The 21,382-nt window shown below is 63.3% G+C and carries 16 protein-coding genes and 1 riboswitch; of the genes, 15 read left to right on the top strand and 1 reads right to left on the bottom strand.

Annotated features, from left to right (window positions below; genetic code table 11):
- Window positions 1-113 precede the first annotated feature (113 nt).
- Window positions 114-214: riboswitch (guanidine-I (ykkC/yxkD leader) on the top strand.
- Between the two features lie 68 nt (window positions 215-282).
- The 15 genes from MFF34_RS24490 to MFF34_RS24420 all read left to right on the top strand — a co-directional run bounded on the left by MFF34_RS24490 (window position 283) and on the right by MFF34_RS24420 (window position 20,284).
- The gene (locus MFF34_RS24490; RefSeq protein ID WP_238216987.1) at window positions 283-1,347 is read left to right on the top strand and encodes a putative urea ABC transporter substrate-binding protein; all 1,065 of its coding nucleotides are present in this window, start codon (window positions 283-285) and stop codon (window positions 1,345-1,347) included.
- A 15-nt stretch (window positions 1,348-1,362) separates the two neighbouring features.
- Entirely contained in the window at window positions 1,363-2,178 is an 816-nt protein-coding gene (locus MFF34_RS24485; protein WP_238216985.1) for an ABC transporter permease, read from the top strand.
- Complete coding sequence (locus tag MFF34_RS24480) at window positions 2,175-2,954, top strand: ABC transporter ATP-binding protein (protein ID WP_238216983.1); 780 nt, start codon at window positions 2,175-2,177, stop codon at window positions 2,952-2,954. Before MFF34_RS24485 ends, MFF34_RS24480 begins: the two co-directional genes overlap by 4 nt.
- Before the next feature lie 2 nt (window positions 2,955-2,956).
- A complete protein-coding gene (locus MFF34_RS24475; RefSeq protein ID WP_238216981.1) occupies window positions 2,957-3,670 on the top strand; it encodes an urea amidolyase associated protein UAAP1 in 714 nt (237 codons plus the stop codon).
- 11 nt (window positions 3,671-3,681) lie between these two features.
- Window positions 3,682-4,308 carry an urea amidolyase associated protein UAAP2 gene (locus MFF34_RS24470; RefSeq protein WP_238216979.1) on the top strand — a complete coding sequence of 209 codons (627 nt, stop codon included), beginning with the start codon at window positions 3,682-3,684 and terminating at the stop codon, window positions 4,306-4,308.
- Window positions 4,309-4,517: 209 nt separating this feature from the next.
- A complete protein-coding gene (gene uca / locus MFF34_RS24465) occupies window positions 4,518-8,111 on the top strand; it encodes an urea carboxylase (RefSeq protein ID WP_238216977.1) in 3,594 nt (1,197 codons plus the stop codon).
- Entirely contained in the window at window positions 8,108-9,874 is a 1,767-nt protein-coding gene (gene atzF, locus MFF34_RS24460; RefSeq protein WP_238216975.1) for an allophanate hydrolase, read from the top strand. The genes uca and atzF overlap by 4 nt, the downstream gene beginning before the upstream one ends.
- Window positions 9,875-10,528: 654 nt before the next feature.
- Complete coding sequence (locus MFF34_RS24455; RefSeq protein WP_238216974.1) at window positions 10,529-11,755, top strand: MFS transporter; 1,227 nt, start codon at window positions 10,529-10,531, stop codon at window positions 11,753-11,755.
- 315 nt (window positions 11,756-12,070) lie between these two features.
- Window positions 12,071-13,054, top strand: a complete 984-nt coding sequence (locus MFF34_RS24450) for a DUF1852 domain-containing protein (protein ID WP_238216972.1) — start codon at window positions 12,071-12,073, stop codon at window positions 13,052-13,054.
- A gap of 27 nt (window positions 13,055-13,081) precedes the next feature.
- Window positions 13,082-14,113 carry a methionine synthase gene (locus MFF34_RS24445; RefSeq protein ID WP_085273192.1) on the top strand — a complete coding sequence of 344 codons (1,032 nt, stop codon included), beginning with the start codon at window positions 13,082-13,084 and terminating at the stop codon, window positions 14,111-14,113.
- 97 nt (window positions 14,114-14,210) lie between these two features.
- Window positions 14,211-14,726, top strand: coding sequence for a sigma-70 family RNA polymerase sigma factor (locus MFF34_RS24440; RefSeq protein WP_238216970.1), 516 nt, complete (start codon window positions 14,211-14,213; stop codon window positions 14,724-14,726).
- On the top strand, window positions 14,723-15,646 hold the full coding sequence (locus tag MFF34_RS24435; protein WP_238216969.1) for a FecR domain-containing protein: 924 nt from the start codon (window positions 14,723-14,725) through the stop codon (window positions 15,644-15,646). Before MFF34_RS24440 ends, MFF34_RS24435 begins: the two co-directional genes overlap by 4 nt.
- Before the next feature lie 107 nt (window positions 15,647-15,753).
- Complete coding sequence (locus MFF34_RS24430; RefSeq protein WP_238216967.1) at window positions 15,754-18,204, top strand: TonB-dependent receptor; 2,451 nt, start codon at window positions 15,754-15,756, stop codon at window positions 18,202-18,204.
- 119 nt (window positions 18,205-18,323) lie between these two features.
- Window positions 18,324-19,232, top strand: a complete 909-nt coding sequence (gene glsB / locus MFF34_RS24425; protein ID WP_238216965.1) for a glutaminase B — start codon at window positions 18,324-18,326, stop codon at window positions 19,230-19,232.
- A 257-nt stretch (window positions 19,233-19,489) separates the two neighbouring features.
- Window positions 19,490-20,284: an SDR family oxidoreductase gene (locus tag MFF34_RS24420; protein WP_238216963.1), complete on the top strand. Its 795-nt coding sequence runs from the start codon at window positions 19,490-19,492 to the stop codon at window positions 20,282-20,284.
- A 183-nt stretch (window positions 20,285-20,467) separates the two neighbouring features.
- Here the strand turns inward: MFF34_RS24420 and MFF34_RS24415 are convergent, their stop codons facing one another.
- Window positions 20,468-21,367 carry a LysR family transcriptional regulator gene (locus MFF34_RS24415; protein ID WP_238216962.1) on the bottom strand — a complete coding sequence of 300 codons (900 nt, stop codon included), beginning with the start codon at window positions 21,365-21,367 and terminating at the stop codon, window positions 20,468-20,470.
- Window positions 21,368-21,382: the final 15 nt, after the last annotated feature.

Raw genomic sequence — 21,382 nt, 5'->3', positions numbered from 1 at the left:
GCCCTTTGCTGCGCCCGCGCCCGCAGCGGCTCCCCCGTACCCCCCATCCTGGCACGCATCTCGCATTACCTCTGCCGTGCGGGAGTAGCGCGAGCTATAAGCACCAAAACTTGAAAATGGTTGGCTAGGGTTCCGATCTGCAACAGCAGATGCCTGGACCGAGAGCTGACGACCTCCAGTTGAGGTTACACGGCGGGATAAAAGCCCGGGAGACGCCAGACCACCCACTGCAAAGGGTGTCGTGCTGCTCCTTGTCCGTCCACCGCCAACTGGAGTCACCCCATGCGAAAGCCCCTTCTCACCGCTTTCCTCACAGGCTTCGTCCTTCTGACCAGCTTCGCCGCCAAGGCCGCGCCCAAAACCGACTTCAACGTGTGCTGGACCATTTACGCCGGCTGGATGCCATGGGAATACGCCGCAGCCCAAGGCATCGTCGACAAGTGGGCCGACAAGTACGGTATCCACATCAAGCTCACCCAGATCAATGACTACGTCGAGTCGATCAACCAGTACACCGCCGGCCAGTTCGATGGCTGCACCATGACCAACATGGACGCCCTGACCATCCCGGCAGCCGGTGGCGTCGACAGCACCGCGCTAATCGTCGGCGACTTCTCCAACGGCAACGACGGCGTGGTGCTCAAGGGCAAGGGTAAGACCGTCGCCGACCTCAAGGGCATGGACGTCAACCTGGTGGAACTGTCGGTGTCCCACTACCTGTTGGCCCGAGCCCTGGACTCTGCCGGCCTCAAGGAGCGCGACCTGAAGGTGGTCAACACCTCCGACGCCGACATCGCCGCCGCCTTCGACACCTCGCAGGTCCAGGCGGTGACCACCTGGAACCCGATGCTTGGGCAGATCAACAGTCGCCAGGACGTAACCCAGGTCTTTGACTCCAGCAACATCCCCGGCGAGATCCTTGACCTGATGGTGGTCAATACCCGGACCCTGCACGACAACCCGGCGCTGGGCAAAGCCCTGACCGGTGCCTGGTACGAGGTGATGGCGCTGATGGCCGAGCCGTCGGCAGCCGGCAAGGCCGCCCTGGAGCACATGGCCAAGGCCTCGGGCACCGACCTGGATGGCTACGAGGCACAGCTGTCGACCACCTACCTGTTCGCCACCCCACAAGCTGCGCTGGCCTTCGTCAATGGCAACGCGCTGCCCAAGACCATGGAAAAGGTTGCCAAGTTCTCCTTCGACCACGGCCTGCTGGGCGCCGGTGCGCAAGACAGCAACGCAGTGGGCGTGAGCTTCGCCAATAACGTGAGCGTCGGCGACCAGGCCAATCTCAAGCTGCGCTTCGACCCCCAGTACGTGCAGATGGCCGCCGACGGCAAGCTTTGAGCGGAGACACACGCCATGCGTCTTTTGAATCGCCACCCGGACCGCTCCACGCGGCTGATGCTGGTCATCCTGCCCTTTGCCCTGCTGCTGTGCGCCTACCTGTTCGGCTCGGCCCACCGCCTGGCCGAGAACCCGCGGGACAAGTTGCTGCCCAGCGCCGTGCAGATGAGCGAGGCGATCAAGCAGGTCGCCTTCACCGAGGACAAACGCAGCGGCGCCTACCTGCTGTGGCAGGACACCGCCGCAAGCCTGACCCGCCTGGCCAGCGGCCTGGCCATCAGCGCTGTGGCCGGCCTGTGCCTGGGGATCCTGGCCGGCGCGCTGCCGCTGGCCGGGGCTTCGCTGTCGCCACTGATGGTGGTGCTGTCGATGGTGCCGCCACTGGCGCTACTGCCGATCCTGTTCATCGTGTTCGGGCTGGGGGAGCTGTCCAAGGTGATGCTGATCGTCATCGGCATCACCCCGATCCTGGCCCGTGACCTTGAGCAGCGCGCCCGCGAGATTCCGGCCGAACTGCGCATCAAGGCGCTGACCTTGGGCGCCTCGACGTGGACCTACATCCTGCGCGTGGTGCTACCGCAACTGGCGCCGCGCCTGCTCACCTCGCTGCGCCTGGTGCTGGGCTCGGCCTGGTTGTTCCTGATCGCCGCCGAAGCCATCGCCTCGGAAGACGGCCTGGGCTACCGGATCTTCCTGGTGCGCCGTTACCTGGCCATGGACATGATACTGCCCTACGTGGCCTGGATCACCCTGCTGGCCTGGCTCACCGACTGGTCGCTCAAGCAACTGACCCAACGGGCCTTCCCTTGGTACGAAGGGGGTCGCCCATGAGCTACATCGAAGTACGCAACGTCTGGCAGCAGTACGGCGAGCACGTGGTGCTCGAAGGCCTGAACCTGAGCATCACCGAGGGCGAGTTCTGCACCATGGTCGGCGCCTCGGGCTGCGGCAAGTCCACTTTCCTGCGCCTGCTGCTGGGCCAGGAGCGGCCATCGCGCGGGCAGATCCTGCTCGGCGGCCAGCCGCTGGCGGCCGAGCCCGACCCCAGCCGCGGCGTGGTGTTCCAGCGCTATTCGGTGTTCCCGCACCTGAACGTGCTGGACAATGTCGCGCTTGGCCTGGAGATGCCCCACGCAACCTTGCTCGGGCGCCTGCTCGGCCAGCGCAAGCGCGCCGCCCGCGAGCAGGCGGCCGCCCTGCTGACCCGGGTAGGCCTGGGCCACGCCCTGGACAAGTACCCGGCGCAACTGTCCGGCGGCATGCAGCAGCGCCTGGCGATTGCCCAGGCACTGTTGATGAAGCCCAAGGTGCTGCTGCTCGACGAGCCGTTCGGCGCCCTCGACCCGGGCATTCGCAAGGACATGCACACGCTGCTGCTGGAGCTGTGGCAGGAAACCCGGCTGACCGTGTTCATGGTCACCCACGACCTCAGCGAAGGCTTCAACCTCGGCACCCGCCTGCTGGTGTTCGACAAGACCCGTGTCGACCCCCACGCGCCCTACGCCTTCGGCTCGCGGGTCACCTACGACCTGCCGCTCAACAGCACCCGCCAGCAGGCCCCGGTGGCCGCGCCGGGGCCAATCCTCCAACCGCAACCAGGAAACTGACCATGACCGATCCGCAACCCTTTGCCGAAGAACACCTGCCCGGCGGCGGCCACCTGTCTTTCGTCCTCAAGCGCGGGCAACTGGTGCGTTTCACCGACCTGCAAGGCGGCGCCAACCTGAGCCTGATGCTGTTCAACGCCAACGAGAAGAGCGAACGGCTCAACCTGCCCGACAGCCTCAAGTGCCAGCACACCGCCAAGCTCACCGCCGGCCACTGCCTGTACTCGGACATGGGCCGGGTGCTGGCGGCCATCACCCACGACTCCTGCGGCTGGAGTGACAGCATCGGCGGCGTGCTCAACGCACGCGAAGTGCGAGCCAAATACGGCGAAGGCCGCTACCAGGAACTGCGCAACGGGTTCTTGCGCAACGGCACCGACAACCTGCTGGTGGAAATGGGCAAGTGGGGCATGCAACTGTCCGACCTGACCATGCCCCTGAACCTGTTCAGCCGGGTCGACGTTGCCGCCGACGGTGCGCTGCACTTTGCCCCGGGGAATGCTAAGGCCGGCGACTACATCGAGCTGTACGCCCCCATGGACACGCTGTTCGTCATCACCGCCCTGCAACACCCGATGGACCCGGCGCCGGATTACGCGCCCAAACCGGTGCAACTGACCTTCAGCCACGCCGACGAAAGCGTCGCAGAGCACTGCCGCACCTCGCACCCGGAGAACGAGCGCGGCTTCATCAACACCCGTCGCCTGTTCGCCTGAGGACCTGGACCATGACTCAAACCCTGCAGCCCGAACGCGTCGTATCGCGCTCAACCATCCCCGCCGGCGAGCCGTGGCTGGCCGAAGTCAAGGCCGGGCAGACCGTGCGCATTCTCGACCTGGAAGGCAACCAGGCCGTCGACACGCTGTTCTATAGCACTGCCAACCCCCGCGAGCGCTACGACGTGCAACGCACCCTGCGCAACCAGGGCAATGTCTACCTGGGGGCCGGCAGCGTGCTGTACTCCAACCTCGGCCGGCCGATGCTGACCATCACCGAGGACAACTGCGGCCGCCACGACACCCTCGGCGGCGCCTGCGCCCAGGAGAGCAACACCGTGCGATACGCCCTGGACAAGCGCTACATGCACAGCTGCCGCGACAACTACCTGCGCGCCTGCTGCCACGACGGACGCCTGGGCAAGCGCGACATCAGCCCCAACATCAACTTCTTCATGAACGTGCCGGTCACCCCCGAGGGCGGCCTGACCTTCGAGGACGGCATCTCGGCGCCGGGCAAGTACGTGCAGCTGCGCGCCGAAATGGACGTGATGGTGCTGATCTCCAACTGCCCGCAGTTGAACAACCCCTGCAACGGCTACAACCCCACCCCTGCGGAGCTGCTGATATGGGACTGACTCGCCTGCTGCAACGCCTGCGCCCGGCGCTGTTCAACGCTTTGACCTTCCGTGCCGGCCTGCTGCGCGCAGACCCGCCAGCGCCACCAGCTACGCGCGCTCGCCAGTAATCCTGGTGCCTGCCTGGGGACGACCCCGGGGCAGCCGTGAAACTGCGGGACGACCCGCAACCCAGCCGAGGCAGCCATTCGCCTCCGGGGGACGTTGTCATGTTCGAATCCTTGCTGGTCGCCAACCGTGGCGCCATCGCCTGCCGAGTGCTGCGCACCTTACGTGCGCTCGACGTAAAAGGCGTTGCGGTCTATTCCGAAGCCGACCTCGCCAGCCACCATGTGCTCGAAGCCGACCAGGCCCTGAGCCTGGGTGACGGCCCGGCCGCCAACACCTATCTGGTGGTGGACAAGATCCTCGCCGCCGCCAAGACGAGCGGCGCCCAGGCCATCCACCCAGGCTATGGCTTCCTGTCCGAGAACGCCGCCTTCGCCGAGGCCTGCGAGGCCGCCGGTATCGCCTTCGTCGGCCCGACGCCCGAGCAACTGCGAGTGTTCGGCCTGAAGCACACCGCCCGTGCCCTGGCCCGACAGCACGGTGTACCGCTGCTCGAAGGCACCGACCTGCTCGCCAGCCTCGACGACGCCTTGGGCGCCGCCGAGCAGGTGGGCTACCCGATCATGCTCAAGAGCACCGCCGGAGGCGGCGGCATCGGCATGCGCGTATGCCGCGCTGCCGATGAACTGCGCGAGGCGTTCGAGACGGTCAAGCGCCTGGGCCAGAACAACTTCAGCGACGCCGGCGTATTTATCGAGAAGTACATCCAGCGTGCCCGCCACTTGGAAGTTCAAGTGTTCGGCGACGGCGCGGGCGACGTTCTGGCGTTAGGCGTGCGCGACTGCTCGGTGCAGCGGCGCAACCAGAAGGTGCTTGAGGAAACCCCAGCGCCGAACCTGCCCGCCGGTATGGCAGAAGCCCTGTGCGCGGCCTCCATCAAGCTGGCCAAGGCGGTGAACTACCGCAGCGCCGGTACCGTCGAGTTCGTCTTCGACAGCGAGGCTCAGCGCTTCTACTTCTTGGAGGTGAACACCCGGCTGCAGGTGGAGCACGGCGTCACCGAGCAGGTCTGGGGCGTCGACCTGGTGGCCTGGATGATCCAGCTGGCCGCCGGCGACCTGCCGCCGCTCGACAGCCTGCGTGCCGGCCTGCGCCCGCGCGGCCACGCAGTGCAGGCGCGCCTGTACGCCGAAGACCCTGGCAAGGACTTCCAGCCAAGCCCAGGCCTGCTGACCTGCGTCGAGTTCCCGCCTGCCGATGGCCAGGCGCTGCGCATCGACACCTGGGTCGAGGCCGGCTGCGAGATCCCGCCGTACTTCGACCCGATGATCGCCAAGCTGATCGCCTGGGCCGACGACCGTGAGCAGGCCTGCCGCCAGCTCGACGACGCCCTGGCGCACAGCGCGCTGTACGGGGTGCAGACCAACCGCGACTACCTGCGCCAGATCCTCGCCGACGGCCCGTTCGCCAGCGGCATGCCCTGGACCCGTTGCCTGGAAGGCCTGGTCTACCGCGCCGAAACCTTCGAAGTGCTCAGCGGCGGTACCCAGACCAGCGTGCAGGACTACCCCGGCCGCCTCGGTTACTGGGCCGTGGGCGTACCGCCTTCAGGGCCCATGGACAGCCGTGCGCTGCGCCTGGGCAACCGGCTGCTGGGTAACGCCGAAGGCAGCGCCGGGCTTGAGATCACCATGGCCGGTCCCACATTGCGCTTCAACACCCACGCCGTGGTGGCGGTGACTGGCGCCGACCTGCCGCTGACCCTCGACGGCCAGCCTGCGCCGCTGAACACCGCACTTGCGATCAGCCCCGGCAGCGTGCTGGCGATGGGCGCCATCGCCGGCCCCGGCGCGCGCAGCTACCTGTGCGTGCGCGGCGGCATCCAGTTGCCGGACTACCTAGGCAGCAAGAGCACCTTCACCCTCGGTCAGTTCGGCGGGCATGCCGGCCGCGCCCTGCGCGCCGGCGACATCCTGCACCTGGCACCGCTGGCTGACCGCAGCAGCGGCGCCACCCTGCCCGCCCAGCCAGATCTGGCGGCCACCCGCCAGATCCGCGTGATCTACGGCCCCCACGGTGCGCCGGAATACTTCACCGAAGGCTATATCCAAACTTTCTTCGCCACCGACTGGGAAGTGCACTTCAACTCCAGCCGCACTGGCGTGCGCCTGATCGGGCCCAAGCCTGAGTGGGTGCGCGAAGACGGCGGCGAGGCCGGCCTGCACCCCTCCAACATCCACGACAACCCCTACGCCATCGGCGCGGTGGACTTCACCGGCGACATGCCGGTGATCCTCGGCCCAGACGGCCCGAGCCTGGGCGGGTTCGTCTGCCCGGTCACGGTGATCGAGGCCGACCTTTGGCAGCTGGGCCAGCTCAAGGCCGGCGACAAGCTGCGCTTCGTGCCTGTCGACCTGGCCGAAGCCCGCCGCCTGGCGGCGCTGCCGGTGGTCGAGTACGTGCCCGCCGCGGCCGGCCCGCTGCAATCGCCCATCGTGCTGGACATCGGCCAGGACGATACGCGCCTGGTCGCGCGACTGTCCGGCGACACCCACCTGCTGCTGGAAATCGGCGCCGCCGAGCTGGACCTGGTGCTGCGCTTCCGTGGCCACGCGTTGATGCAGGCGCTGGAGGCCCGGGCGCTGCCCGGGGTCATCGACCTGACCCCAGGCATCCGCTCGCTGCAGGTGCACTACCAGCCAGAAACCCTGGCGCTGACGCAAATGCTGGCGGTGGTGACCGAGCTGTGGGCCGCCGTGTGCACCGCGCAAGACCTGGAAGTGCCTTCGCGCATAGTCTACCTGCCGCTTTCCTGGGACGATCCGGCCTGCCAGCTGGCCATCGAGAAATACATGACCACCGTGCGCAAGGATGCACCCTGGTGCCCGAGTAACCTGGAGTTCATCCGTCGCATCAACGACCTGCCGAACCTGGATGCAGTGCAGCGCACGGTGTTCGAGGCCAGCTACCTGGTGATGGGCCTGGGCGATGTATACCTGGGCGCGCCGGTGGCCACCCCGCTGGACCCGCGCCACCGCTTGGTGACCACCAAGTACAACCCGGCCCGCACCTGGACCGCCGAGAACTCGGTGGGCATCGGCGGCGCCTACATGTGCGTGTACGGCATGGAAGGCCCCGGCGGCTACCAGTTCGTCGGCCGCACCTTGCAGATGTGGAACCGCTACCGCCAGGTGGAGGCGTTCGACGGCAAGCCGTGGCTGCTGCGCTTCTTCGACCAGATCCGCTTCTACCCGGTGAGCGCCGAAGAGCTGCTGGGCATCCGCCGAGACTTTCCGCTGGGCCGCTTCCCGTTGCGCATCGAGCACAGCCGCCTGCGCCTGGCCGACTACCAGGCCTTCCTCGCCGAACAGGCCGAGGGCATCGACGCCTTCCGCGCGCAGCAGCAGGCGGCCTTCGCCGCCGAGCGCCAACGCTGGCTGGAAACTGGCCAGGCTCATTTCGAAAGCACCGAGGCCAACGCCCCGGTGTCCGACGAGCCGTCGCTGGCCCCCGGCCACAACGGCGTGGAGAGCCCCATCGCCGGCAACCTCTGGCAAGTCCAGGTGGCCCTCGGCGAGCAGGTCGCGCCCGGCGACACCCTGGTAGTACTCGAGTCGATGAAGATGGAAATCCCGGTGCAGGCCACCTGCGCCGGCACTGTGCGCGAGATCCGCGTGGAGCCAGGCACCGCGGTGCGCGCCGGGCAAGTGATCGTAGTGGTGCAAGCCGAACAGACCGAAGGAGAACCTGCATGAAACAAGACCTGCGCCTGAACGTGCTGAAAGCCCGCTACGCAAGCGGCCAGACCACGCCTCGCGAACTGATCCTGGCCGTGCGCGCGCAAGCCGAACAGCTGAACCCGCAATTCCGGATGTTCATCCACCTGCTCAGCACCGATGAGCTGGAGCCCTATCTAGTCGCGTTGGAAGCACGCACGCCTGAGGATCTGCCGCTGTACGGCGTGCCGTTCGCCATCAAGGACAACATCGACCTGGCCGGTGTCCCCACCACCGCCGCCTGCCCGGCGTTTATCTATGTGCCCGAACGCTCGGCCACCGTTGTGCAGCAACTGATCGAACTGGGCGCCGTGCCGCTGGGCAAGACCAACCTTGATCAGTTCGCCACCGGGCTCAACGGCACCCGCTCGCCCTACGGCGCCTGCCGCAACAGCGTGCATCCGGACTATCCGTCCGGCGGTTCCAGCGCAGGCTCCCCGCTGGCCGTGGCCCTGGGCCTGGCGAGCTTCGCCCTGGGCACCGACACCGCCGGTTCCGGCCGCGTGCCAGCGGCGCTCAATGGCCTGGTCGGGCTCAAGGCGAGCAAGGGCCTGCTGAGCACCGCAGGCGTAGTGCCGGCCTGCCGCACGCTGGATTGTGTGACCACTTTCACCCACGAGGCTGCCGAGGCCAGCGAGCTGCTGGCACTGCTCGCGCAGCTCGACCCGGCTGACGAATACAGCCGCGCCAATCCGGCCTGGAACGCCGCCAGCAGCTTTGGCGATATCCGCCCGTTCCGCTTCGGTGTACCGGCGGCCCAGCATCTGGAGTTCTACGGCTGCAGCCAAGGCCCCGCGCTGTTCCAAGCGGCAGTCGAGCGTCTGCAAGCAATCGGTGGCGTGGCCGTGCCCCTGGACTTCGCGCCCTTCCTCGAAGCCGCCCGCCTGCTCTACGAGGGCCCATGGGTGGCCGAGCGCTACAGCGTGGTCGGCGCCCTGGCCCGCCAGCAGCCCGAAGCCGTGTTGCCGGTGATCCACGCCGTGCTGGCCAAGGCGCCGGAGGTGTCCGCGGTGGACACCTTCCGCGCCCAGTACCGCCTGCAGCAGCTCAAGGCTGAGTGCGATCGGCTGATGACTGGCCTGGACTGCGTGCTGACCCCGACCATCGGCCGCCCGGTCACCCTGCGCGAGCTTGCGCAGGAGCCGGTGCTTCGCAATGCCGAGCTGGGCTACTACACCAACTTCATGAACCTGCTGGATTACGCCGCCGTGGCCGTGCCCAGCGCCAACATGGCCGACGGCCTGCCGTGGGGCATCACCCTGTTCGGGCGAGCCTTCACCGACCAGTACCTGCTGAGCCTGGCCCACGCCTACCAAGGTGGGGCGGCGCTGGGCAGGCCAGCTCGGCATGATCGCGCGCGGGTGGTGGTGTGCGGTGCGCACCTGGCCGGGCTGGCACTGAACGGGCAGTTGACCCAACGCGGCGGCCGCCTGCTCGAAACGACCCAGAGCGCACCGCACTATCGCCTGTACGCCTTGGCCGGCGGCCCGGTGCAGCGCCCGGGCATGGTGCGGGTGCCGCAGCAGGGGGTGGCGATCGCAGTGGAGGTTTGGGAGCTGGCCAGTGCCGAGCTGGGCTCGTTCCTCGATGGCATCCCAGCGCCGCTGGGGTTGGGCAAGGTGCAACTGGCCGATGGACGCTGGGAGACCGGATTCATCTGCGAAGGTGCGGGGCTTGAGGGGGCGCAGGACATCAGCAGCTTCGGCGGTTGGCGGCCCTGGTTGAACGCTTTGGCGACCTAAGGCTGCGCTGTCGCGCAGAGGAGCCCCCAGTCCAAAGGTAGGTAGGATTGCCTGTCGCGTTCGCGGGCGTTGCTGCCAGGTTCGGCAAGAACGGACGTTAAGACCTGGCAGTTTTAGAACGTGAGGATCAAATCAGTCTCAAATGCTGTAAAAAGTAGATGACTATGGATTGCTGGCAGATCGCCTTGACCTCGGCTTGATCAACGGATTGCGAAAAGCATGAACGCTGTATCCTAGACTCACCGCAAAGTGACTGCTATTGGCCATTGCGGCCCTTCGCGAGAGGCAGCTATGGGTCGTCAGTGGCCACTCGCGAAGGGCTGCTTTCGACCCATAGCTGACACCCAACCAACCTGCCTCGACAGGTGTCATCATCCACCTCGATGTAGTGGACACAATGTCAAACCTCGGCGGCTTCAACCAATTCGCGTAACCATTATCGGTCTTGAGGTGTATTGGCAGAAAAATCCAAAACCACAGTCACGCCCCCCATCAGCCTGCCGCCGCCGCTCTGCGCAGCACCTTTCATCGATCTCACTGATGAGTACTATCAAGCCGCGCGCCTGTGTGGTTGCCCACCCTCACCCGTATAATCGCCTCCAATTTCCCCCTCCTCCTCGTCTTTCTGGCGACTCCCCCTTGGAACCCAGCACCATGCCAAGCGACAGCCAGGCCCCTAGCGGCCTTCCCGAACATAATCAACAAAGCGTCAAACAGCAGTGGCTGGCGATTCTTTCGGTCGCGGTGGGTGCCTTTGCCCTGGTGACCAGCGAGTTTCTCCCAGTAGGCGTACTCAACGATGTCGCCAGCGACTTGGGCATCAGCGCCGGCCAGGCCGGGCTGATGGTTACCCTGCCCGGCATCATGGCCGCCCTCGCCGCCCCCTTGTTGTCTGTAGGCATTGGCGCCTTGGACCGTCGTTACCTGCTGATCGGCCTGACGCTGATCATGATCATCGCCAACGCGGTGGTGGCCTACGCCAGCGACTTCAACCTGCTGCTGTTCGGCCGTGTGCTGCTGGGCATCAGCATCGGCGGCTTCTGGGCGACGGCCATTGCCCTCAGCGGGCGCCTGGCGCCCAAGGGTGTGGGCGTTGCGCAGGCCACGTCGATCATCATGGTCGGTGTAACTCTAGCCACTGTCCTGGGTGTGCCCGTGGGCACCTGGTTGAGTGGCCTGATGGGCTGGCGCATGACGTTTCTGGTGACCGCGTTGGTGGGCGTGCCGGTGCTGCTGGCGCAGATCCTGCTGTTGCCGCGGCTTAACCCAGACAAGGCCATTCGCATCAGTGACCTGCCGGCCCTGTTCATCAATCCGCAGGCGCGGGTTGGCTTGATCGCGGTATTGCTGATTGGCCTGGCGCACTTTGCCGCCTACACCTATGTCGCGCCCTTCTTCAAGCAAAGCGCTGGCTTCGATGGGCCGACCATTGGTTCGTTGCTGCTGCTCTATGGCGTTGCGGGCGTCATCGGCAACATTTTCGCCGGCTTCGCCGCCAACCGAAGCGTCCGTCATACCCTGATGCTGGTTGCGCTTATGACTGGCGTCAGCACCGCGCTGTTCCCCTACTTTGCCACCGGCATGACCGGCGCGGCGATGCTGATCGCACTGTGGGGCTTCGCCTTCGGCGCCTTCCCGGCGTGCGCCAGTATCTGGATGTTTGTCGTGGCACCCAAGGATGTCGAACGCGGCATGCCACTGTTCGTCGCCATGTTCCAGGTGATCATTGCCTTGGGCTCGTTCTTCGGTGGGCAGATCGTCGACCAGTTGGGCACCGCAGTATTGCTGAGCTTGGCCACGGCACTGGTAGGTTGTGGTTTTGCGACGGTGCTGGTGCTGGGGCGTAACGTGAGTAACCGATTGGCGGTTCAACCCTGCTGATAGGGGCGCAAGCTGCCAACGGCCTTTGGCAGCTTGCGCCTTTGTGTGCAGTACTCGTGTACTGGTCATTTTGAGCAGGTAGCAGACGCCGCAGCCGCAGGGCGACGGCGGTGCGTCGCTGGCACCCTCCAATCATGAGGAAAAATAACGTTCATCTCAAAAACAATGAGATTGCCTCATACTCCTTCACGCCTGAAAATCCCCCTATCGTTTTTTGCGCCGGCTCGCAGGTTACCTGGCGAAGCCCACACTGCGTAAACGCACCGGGAAGCTCTGGTGCACTGAACAATTAAGGGATTAAGGCACCGCACCAACATGAACAACACGCTTGCTTTTGCTATCAAGAGCGTCTGTTTCGATGAGCACTACCAGCCCTCGGACAACACGCGCATCACCACCAACTTTGCCAACCTGGCGAGAGGCACCAGCCGCCAAGCGAATTTACGCAACACCTTGAAGATGATCGACAATCACTTCAATGCACTGGCGCATTGGGACAACCCCACAGGCGATCGCTACACGGTTGCGCTGGAGATCATTTCGGTTGAGATGAACCTCGATGCTGAAAGCGGTGACCCGGCCCTACCACTGATCGAACTACTTAAAACGACCGTCATTGATAAAAAAACCAACACGCGTATCGATGGCATTGTCGGCAATAACTTCTCGTCCTACGTGCGCGATTATGATTTCAGCGTGCGCTTGCTGGCCCACAACAAAGGCCGGCCCACCTTCAGCACGCCAGAGGATTTCGGCGACCTGCATGGAAAACTGTTCCAGTGCTTCGTGAACTCAGCGGCCTACAAAGCGCATTTCAATAAGCCACCGGTTATTTGCCTGAGCGTTTCGAGCAGCAAAACCTATCAGCGCACTGAAAACCAGCACCCAGTACTGGGGGTCGAGTACCAGCAAGACGCGTATTCGCTGACGGATGAGTACTTCAAGAAAATGGGCTTGAAGGTTCGCTACTTCATGCCGCCAAACAGCGTTGCGCCGCTGGCTTTTTACTTCACCGGCGACCTGCTGGGTGATTACAGCAACCTTGAACTCATCAGCACCATCAGCACGATGGACACCTTCCAGAAGATTTACCGCCCCGAGATTTACAACGCGAACGCGGTCGCTGGAAGGTCCTATCTGCCCAGCTTGCAGCACCAGGACTATTCATTGACGCGCATTGTCTATGATCGCGAAGAGCGCAGCCGACTGGCGATTGAACAAGGTCGGTTCGCCGAAGAGCACTTCATCAAACCCTACCACGCCATACTTGAGCAGTGGTCCGCCAATTACGCTCATTGACGCTTCCCACGTTCAAGGTCTTTTACTATGAAAAAGCTGTTACCCACTTCAACCGCCGGCAGTTTGCCTAAACCGTCCTGGCTCGCACAACCTGAGACACTTTGGTCGCCTTGGAAGCTGCAAGATGAGGCCCTGATCGAGGGCAAACACGATGCCTTGCGTTTGTCATTGCACGAGCAGCAAGTTGCAGGCATTGACATTGTCAGTGATGGTGAGCAAACGCGACAGCACTTTGTCACGACGTTTATTGAGCACCTCAGCGGTGTCGATTTCGAGAAGCGTGAAACCGTTAGAATTCGCGATCGCTATGACGCCAGCGTGCCGACGGTTGTCGGGGCTGTGGCTCGCCAGAAACCGGTGTTTGTCGAGGACGCCAAGTTCTTGCGTCAGCAAACCAAGCAACCCATCAAATGGGCACTGCCAGGCCCCATGACCATGATTGATACGCTGTACGACAGCCACTATAAAAGCCGTGAAAAGCTGGCCTGGGAATTTGCCAAAATTCTCAACCAGGAGGCCAAGGAGTTAGAAGCCGCTGGAGTCGACATCATCCAGTTCGATGAACCCGCATTCAACGTCTTCTTTGATGAGGTGAACGATTGGGGGGTAGCCACCCTGGAGAGGGCCATTGAAGGGCTTAAATGCGAAACGGCCGTGCATATCTGCTACGGGTATGGCATCAAGGCCAACACCGACTGGAAAAAAACCCTCGGGTCAGAGTGGCGGCAGTATGAAGAAGCCTTCCCCAAGCTGCAAAAATCCAGCATCGACATCGTTTCACTGGAATGCCACAACTCGCGCGTGCCGATGGACCTGATTGAACTGATTCGCGGTAAAAAGGTGATGGTTGGCGCCATTGATGTGGCAACCCATACCATTGAAACACCCGAGGAAGTCGCCAATACCCTGCGCAAGGCCCTTCAGTTCGTCGACATCGACAAGCTCTACCCGTGCACCAACTGCGGCATGGCGCCGTTGCCGCGTCACGTTGCCAGGGGGAAATTGAGTGCGTTGACTGCAGGCGCTGAAATCGTCCGCAACGAATACGCCAACGCGTAAATATAAGTTCCTCCCTCTGTGTTCTTCCCAGCCTTGGCCAATCCCTCTACAATCGAGATTGTTTCGTATTTGCATCCTCCGCCGGCTGGGAGAGGGAATGTCCACAATGCCCCCCGACGCAGTACCTCATGAGCATCTGCATGCGCTGTACCGTGACCACAACGTGTGGTTGCGTAGCTGGCTGCGCCATCGGCTGAACAACTCAGCGGATGCTGCGGACCTGGCTCAGGACACCTTTGTGCGCGTGCTGCTGGCCCGCACCGCCAGCAGCCTGAAGGAGCCTCGGCACTACCTGGCGACCATCGCCCGCGGCCTGGTCATCGATCTGTACCGGCGGCGCAGCCTGGAACAGGCCTACCTCGAAGCCTTGCAACTGCGCCCCGAAGCGTATGCCCCTTCGGCAGAAACCCGTGCACAGATCCTGGATAGCCTGCTGGCCATCGATCGCCTGCTCGATGGCCTAGGCACGCGTACCCGGCAAATTTTCCTGGCGGTGCAACTGGATGGGCTGCCCTACGAGAAAGCCGCTGAACGCTGTGGGGTATCGGTGAGCACCGTGCGCAAGCACCTGGCCCGCGGCCTGATGCATTGCCTGCTGCTGGACGAGGCATGAAGCGCGCCCTGGCCCAGGCGGTGGACTGGTATGTGCGCCTTAACGAAAGCACGGTCAGCCCTGCCACCCACAGCCAGTGGCAAGCCTGGCTCGCGGCGGACCCGCAGCACGCACAAGCCTGGGCCCGGCTTGAACACTTGCAGCAGCGCTTGGCCCAAGCCCCTGCGGCGGTGGGTGCGGCGACCCTTGAACAAGCCCGGCAACAGCGCCGTGCGGCGGTGAAGATGCTGGCGCTGTTGCTCGGGGTCGGCGTGGTCGGTTGGCAGGGTTATCAGCTTTCGCCTTGGCAGGCGGACTACGCCACGCGCGTGGGGCAACGCCGCCACCTGACGCTGGCTGACGGCAGCCGCTTGGTGCTGGACACCGACACCCAAGTGAACCTGCATTTCGATGGCCAGCAGCGGCTGATCGTGCTGAAGCAGGGCGAAATTCTGGTGGAGACGGCCAAGGATGCGCGCCCGCTGAGTGTGCAGTCGGCGGAGGGCCGAATCCTCGCCCTCGGCACGCGCTTTGCCGTGCGCCAGGGGCACGGCAGCACCCGGGTCACGGTCGAGGCGCACGCCGTGGAGGTCCGGCCACGGCTGGCGCAGGCACCGGTGATGCGTGCCGAAGCTGGGCAAACCTTGACCTTTACCGCAGACCGAATCGGACCACTGCACCCAGCCGCCGCGCAAAGTTCAGCCTGGGCGCGGGGCATGCTGGTGGTGGTCGACTGGCGCCTGGACGACGTGCTCGCTGAGCTTTCACGCTACCGCCCCGGCTACCTCGGTTGCACGCCCGAGGTCGCCGGTTTGCGGCTGTCCGGCACCTTCCTGCTGGATGACCGCGAGGCGGTGCTGGCCAATCTGCAGGACTCCCTGCCCGTGCACATCCGGCGCCTGACCCGTTACTGGGTGCGGATCGAGGCAGGTGCGGCATGAAGCAAAATTTTTTCGCGTGAGGGGTAACAGATTTCGATTTCTGCTTCGGCTCTAGCTGCACATGCGTAAAAAACGCAGCCACTGCCAACCCCAACAGGAAGTTGTTCATGTTCGTACCCCCCTCCCGACTCGCCTGCAGTATCCACCGCGCAGCGCTCACCCTGAGCCTGGCCGGCTCGCTGCTGGTGCTGCCCGCTGCCTGGGCGCAAGCACAGCGCTATGACATCCCGGCTGGCAGCCTGGCCGAGGCCCTCAGCCAATTCGCTGCCGCCAGCGGGGTCATGATCACCTTCAGCGCCGAAGATACCGCGGGCCTCGGCTCACCAGGCCTGCAGGGGGATTTCGAGCTGCACCAGGGGTTTGCCCGCTTGCTCCAGGGCAGCGGCCTGCGGCTCGTACAGGCGGGGAACAAACGGTACGTGCTGGCCAAGGCCGAGCGCGGCGCCGCCTTGGAACTGGGCGCCACCAGCATCAACGCCGCAAGCCTGGGGCCCACCACCGAGGGCACTGGCTCGTACACCACAGGCCAGAGCAACACGGCCACCAAACTGCCGTTGACCCTTCGCGAAACCCCGCAGTCGATCAGCGTGGTTACCCGTCAGCGTATGGATGACCAGGGGCTGAACGACATCACCGAGGTGTTGCAGCAGACGCCGGGGTTGTCGGTGCAGAGCCTCGGCAGTGAGCGTTTCAACATATATTCGCGTGGCTACTCGGTCGATAACTACCAGTTCGACGGCATCCCCACCACGCTGGATATTGCAACTCAGATGTCGGCGCAGAGCCTGGCCGACATGGCCATCTACGACCGTGTCGAAGTGCTGCGTGGTGCCACTGGGCTAATGACCGGCGCGGGCGACCCTTCTGCCACGATCAACCTCGTGCGCAAACGCCCTACGGCCGAATTCAAGGTCCACATCACGGCCGGCGTGGGTTCGTGGGACAAGTACCGTAGCGAAGTCGACCTGTCCGGCCCGTTGACGCCCACCGGCAACGTGCGTGGGCGGATGGTCGCGGCTTATCAGCAGAACAACAGCTTCATGGACCATTATTCCCAGGAAAAGCAGATTTTCTACGGGGTCCTCGAAGCCGACTTGACCGACACCACGTTGCTGACGGTGGGTGCCGACTACCAGAAAAACAACCCGCAAGGCTCCTCTTCGGTGGCGTTCCCGCTGTTCCACAGCAATGGCGAGCAAACGTCGTTCTCGCGCTCCACCAACAGCGCCGCGCGCTGGAGCCACAACCCGCAAGATGCCCTCAACACCTTCGCAAGCCTCGAGCAGAAACTGGCGTATGACTGGACCCTGAAGGCGTCGGTCAACCAGATGTATATCAAGCGTGACGACTACAAACTGGCCACCGCCAGTTGGGGCTTCCCCGACGAGAGCACCGGCGCAGGTGTACGCCTGTATGGTGGCGCAGGCAGCACCTGGCAGAAACAGACCGGCCTGGATGTGCAAGCCCAAGGCCCGTTCCAGCTGTTCGGCCGCCAGCATGAGTTGATCGTCGGCTACAACTATTCACGTTACGAAAACCGCCATACGCCGACCCGGGGTACCCGCATCGAAGGCACCTTCGTCAACGTCTACGACTGGGACAACTACACGGACAAACCGGTAATGGGTGGCGGCAAGCTCTATGATGGCGACACCGTCATTCACCAGACCGGCACCTACATTGCCACCCGCCTGCGCCCGACCGATGACCTGTCGGTTATCCTGGGTGCGCGAGTCAGCAAGTACGACTACGACTACGACCTGACCTACCCGGCGACGCCCCTCAGCAACCGCACGACCGACTACAAGGAAAGCGGCGTTGTAACCCCTTACGCCGGTGTGGTCTATGACCTCAACGACATCCACTCGGTGTATGCCAGCTGGACCAGCATCTACAAACCACAGAGCCTGCGCGATGCCGACGGCTCGACCCTCGAGCCGCGTGAAGGCGACAACTACGAGGTGGGCCTGAAGAGTGAATTCTTCGACGGTCGCCTGAATACCAGCATCGCAGCCTACGAGGTCAAGCAGGACAACCTCGCCGTGCTCGACGAAGGCAAGACCGTCAACAATGATGGTTTGACTGCCGCGTACAAAGCCGTGAGCGGCGCCACCACCCGTGGCTTTGAAGTCGAGGCCAACGGCGAGTTGATGCCCGGCTGGAACGTCTCGGCCAGCTATAACCACGGCATCACCAAGGACCGGGATGGCGAGCGCTTGAACACCGAAGCCCCGGCCAACATGGTGAAGCTGTGGAGCACCTACCGACTACCGGGCGACTTCGACCGCCTGACCGTCGGCGGCGGCGCCAACTGGCAGAGCGGCACCCACATCACCGTCACGCCAAGCACCGCGTTGGGCACGGTGAAGGCCAAGCAATCGCAGTTCACCGTGGTCAACCTGATGGCCCGCTATCAACTGACCGACCAACTTTCCACGACGCTCAACATCAACAACCTGTTCGACAAGAAATACATCAGTGCGTTGGATACCACGTTCTACAGCGGCTATTACGGCGAGCCGCGCAATGTGATGTTGAATACCCGATACGATTTTTGAGCAGCCCCATGGCCTGAAATAAGGGGCCGCTGCGCGCCGAGTGTGTGATTTTTGCTGCTGAGCCTGCGTCTGAAACGCTACCCCTCGCTGTCGAATGGGGAGTGATAACAGGGCCTTCCATGCAAACGCTGTTGAACGAGATTCTCGACGAAGTGCGCCCCTTGATCGGCAAGGGCAAAGTGGCTGACTACATTCCTGCGCTGGCCGACGTGCCAGCGCAGCAATTGGGCATCGCAGTCTATGGCAACGATGGCCGTTATCACTGCGCGGGTGATGCCCTGGTGCCATTCTCGGTGCAGAGCATTTCCAAGGTATTCAGCCTGGTCCAGGCAATTGGCCATTCCGGTGAAGCCATTTGGGAGCGGCTTGGGCATGAGCCGTCAGGCCAGCCATTCAACTCGCTGGTGCAGCTGGAGTTCGAGCGCGGGCGCCCACGCAACCCTTTTATCAATGCCGGTGCGTTGGTCATCTGCGATATCAACCAATCGCGCTTCGCAGCCCCCACGTTGTCGATGCGCGATTTCGTGCGACGGCTATCGGCCAATCCCCATATTGCGATCGATACCCGCGTCGCGGATTCGGAGTATCAATTCCGCGCGCGCAACGCTGCCATGTCTTACCTCATGCAGTCCTTTGGCAACTTCCATAACGACGTCGAGACGGTGTTACGCAGTTATTTCAGTTACTGCGCGCTGCAGATGAGCTGCCTCGATCTGGCCCGCGCCTTCTGCTTTTTGGCCAACGACGGGTTCTGCAAGCACAGCGGCGAGCAAATCCTGAGCCGACGCCAGACCCAGCAGGTGAACTCGATCATGGCCACCAGCGGGTTGTATGACGAAGCCGGGAATTTCGCCTACCGCGTGGGGTTGCCAGGCAAGAGTGGCGTGGGTGGCGGGATTGTAGCAATCGTGCCGGGCCAATTTACCGTATGCGTGTGGTCGCCGGAGCTGAATACCGCGGGCAACTCCTACGCGGGCATGGCGGCGCTCGAGTTGTTGAGTTCACGTATCGGGTGGTCGGTGTTCTGACGCATTACGTGGGAGCGGGCTTGCCCCGCGAACACCGGCGAAGCCGGTGCCATGCACCGCGTAGCCCCATTCGCGGGGCAAGCCCGCTCCCACAGAACTATTCCGACAGAGCCTAGTGTGCGTGCGCCCAAGCACTGGGGCTGCGCGAAGACGCTCCCGGACGCTTCTTGATGTCTTAAATCATGACTATATGCGTCGTTTAAGACATATCAATTTCTCTGCATCATGGCTTCACACCCAATCAACGGAGCTGGACCATGACTCAGGAATACAAAGGCACTGCCCTGATCACAGGCGCATCTTCCGGCATCGGCGCGATCTACGCCGAACGCCTGGCTCAACGTGGCTACGACCTGGTTCTGGTCGCCCGCAATCGTGATCGCCTCAATGCCCTTGCCAGCCGTATCACCAACGAGACCCAGCAGAGTGTGGAAGTCTTCCAGGCGGACCTGGCCAGCTCAGCGGACTTGGCCCGCGTCGAGCGCAAATTGCGCGAGGACGCCAGCATCAACCTGTTGGTTAATAACGCCGGCATCGGCACCCACACCAGCTTGATGGAAAGCGATGTCGAGCGCATGGCCGAGATGATCACGCTCAACGTCACCGCACTGACACGGCTCACCTACGCCGCCGCTCCGGGCTTCGCCGCTCGCAAACAGGGCGCAGTCATCAATATTTCCTCCATCGTCAGCCTGGCCCCCGAATTACTGAATGGTGTGTACGGCGCAAGCAAAGCCTACGTAACGGCCTTCACTCAGTCGCTGCACAAGGAGCTGGCAGAACATGGCGTCAGGGTTCAAGCGGTGCTGCCAGGCGCCACAGCGACCGACTTCTGGGAGATCGGGGGGCTGCCTGTCGAAAACCTTGATCCCAACATCGTGATGTCAGCCAGCAACCTGGTGGATGGTGCCCTTCAAGACTTCGACAACAGCGTCCTGATCTCCATCCCTTCCATGCACGACCTGCAGCATTTCGAACGCTACGAAAGCAGCCGCAAGGCGCTGTTCGGGCATCTTTCCAACAACACACTCGCACCGCGTTACGGCGCTTGATCGATTGCGCGGGCGTAAAATACTTCGTCACCCGAGGGTCTGTAGTGCCGCTTCGGCACGCACGTCAGTCGGTACTCGAGTAAGCTTGAAGCAGATGCGGGGCCCCCTGCCCCGCTATTCGATCCTAGGCGCCTGCAGATCATCGATTCGTATGATTTCCTTCACTTTGACACGTCATTTTATTCAACGATGCTGCGTTTCACGCACAAACTCGATCAGCGCCTTTAGCGCTGGCGGTACGTGACGCCGGCTTGAGTAATAGATGAAAAACCTGCTTGGCAAGGCTCTCCAGTCTTCCAGCACTTCCTCCAATTGCCCCCGAGCCAAGTATTCCCTTGCCATCTCCTCATACACGTACGCGATCCCGGCGCCGTCTTTCGCCGCTTGAATCATCATGGTGTCATCTTCCAGTATTAACGGCCCTGCCACGGCCAGGCGCATAGGCTGCCCCTCGGCAAGATATTCCCACTTGTACAGTTTGCCGCTGGGAAAGCGTCGGCCAATGCAGGCGTGCTCAAGTAGCCTTTGCGGTGTGTCCGGTGTCCCGTGCCTGCTGAGGTAACTGGGGGCAGCAACGGTGACAAACCCCTGGGGTGGGCCCACCGGGACGGCGATCATGTCACCCGCCAGGCTCTCGCCGAAGCGCACGCCGGCATCGAACCCTTCGCCGACGATGTCGCTCAACCCATCATCGGCTACCAGCTCTACGTTGATGCGTGGGTAGGCTGCCGTGAATCGCGCCAGCAGTGGCGCAATAACAAGACGGGCAGCGGGCCGCGATACGTTCAATCGCAGCGTGCCGGTGGGGACTTGCTGTTTGAAGGTCAATTCATGCAACGCATTGGCGACCTCCGTCAAGGCAGGGACCAACGTGGCGAGCAGTTGATTACCCGCTTCGGTAGGCGTGACGCTGCGCGTAGTGCGATTAAGGAGCCTGACCCCCAGCTTGCTTTCCAAGGCACGCATGGCGTGGCTGAGAGCTGACGCAGATACCCCTCGCTCGTCGGCGGCTTTGCGAAAGCTGTGATGGCGAGCTACGGCGGCGAAGGCGTCGAGTTCGGAAAGGTCGCAAGGGGATTTCATGAATACAGCTCAGCA

Source organism: Pseudomonas sp. PAGU 2196 (genome assembly GCF_022179005.1).
In the GTDB taxonomy this organism is placed as follows: domain Bacteria; phylum Pseudomonadota; class Gammaproteobacteria; order Pseudomonadales; family Pseudomonadaceae; genus Aquipseudomonas; species Aquipseudomonas kermanshahensis.
This window is presented reverse-complemented; position numbering and strand designations above follow the sequence as displayed.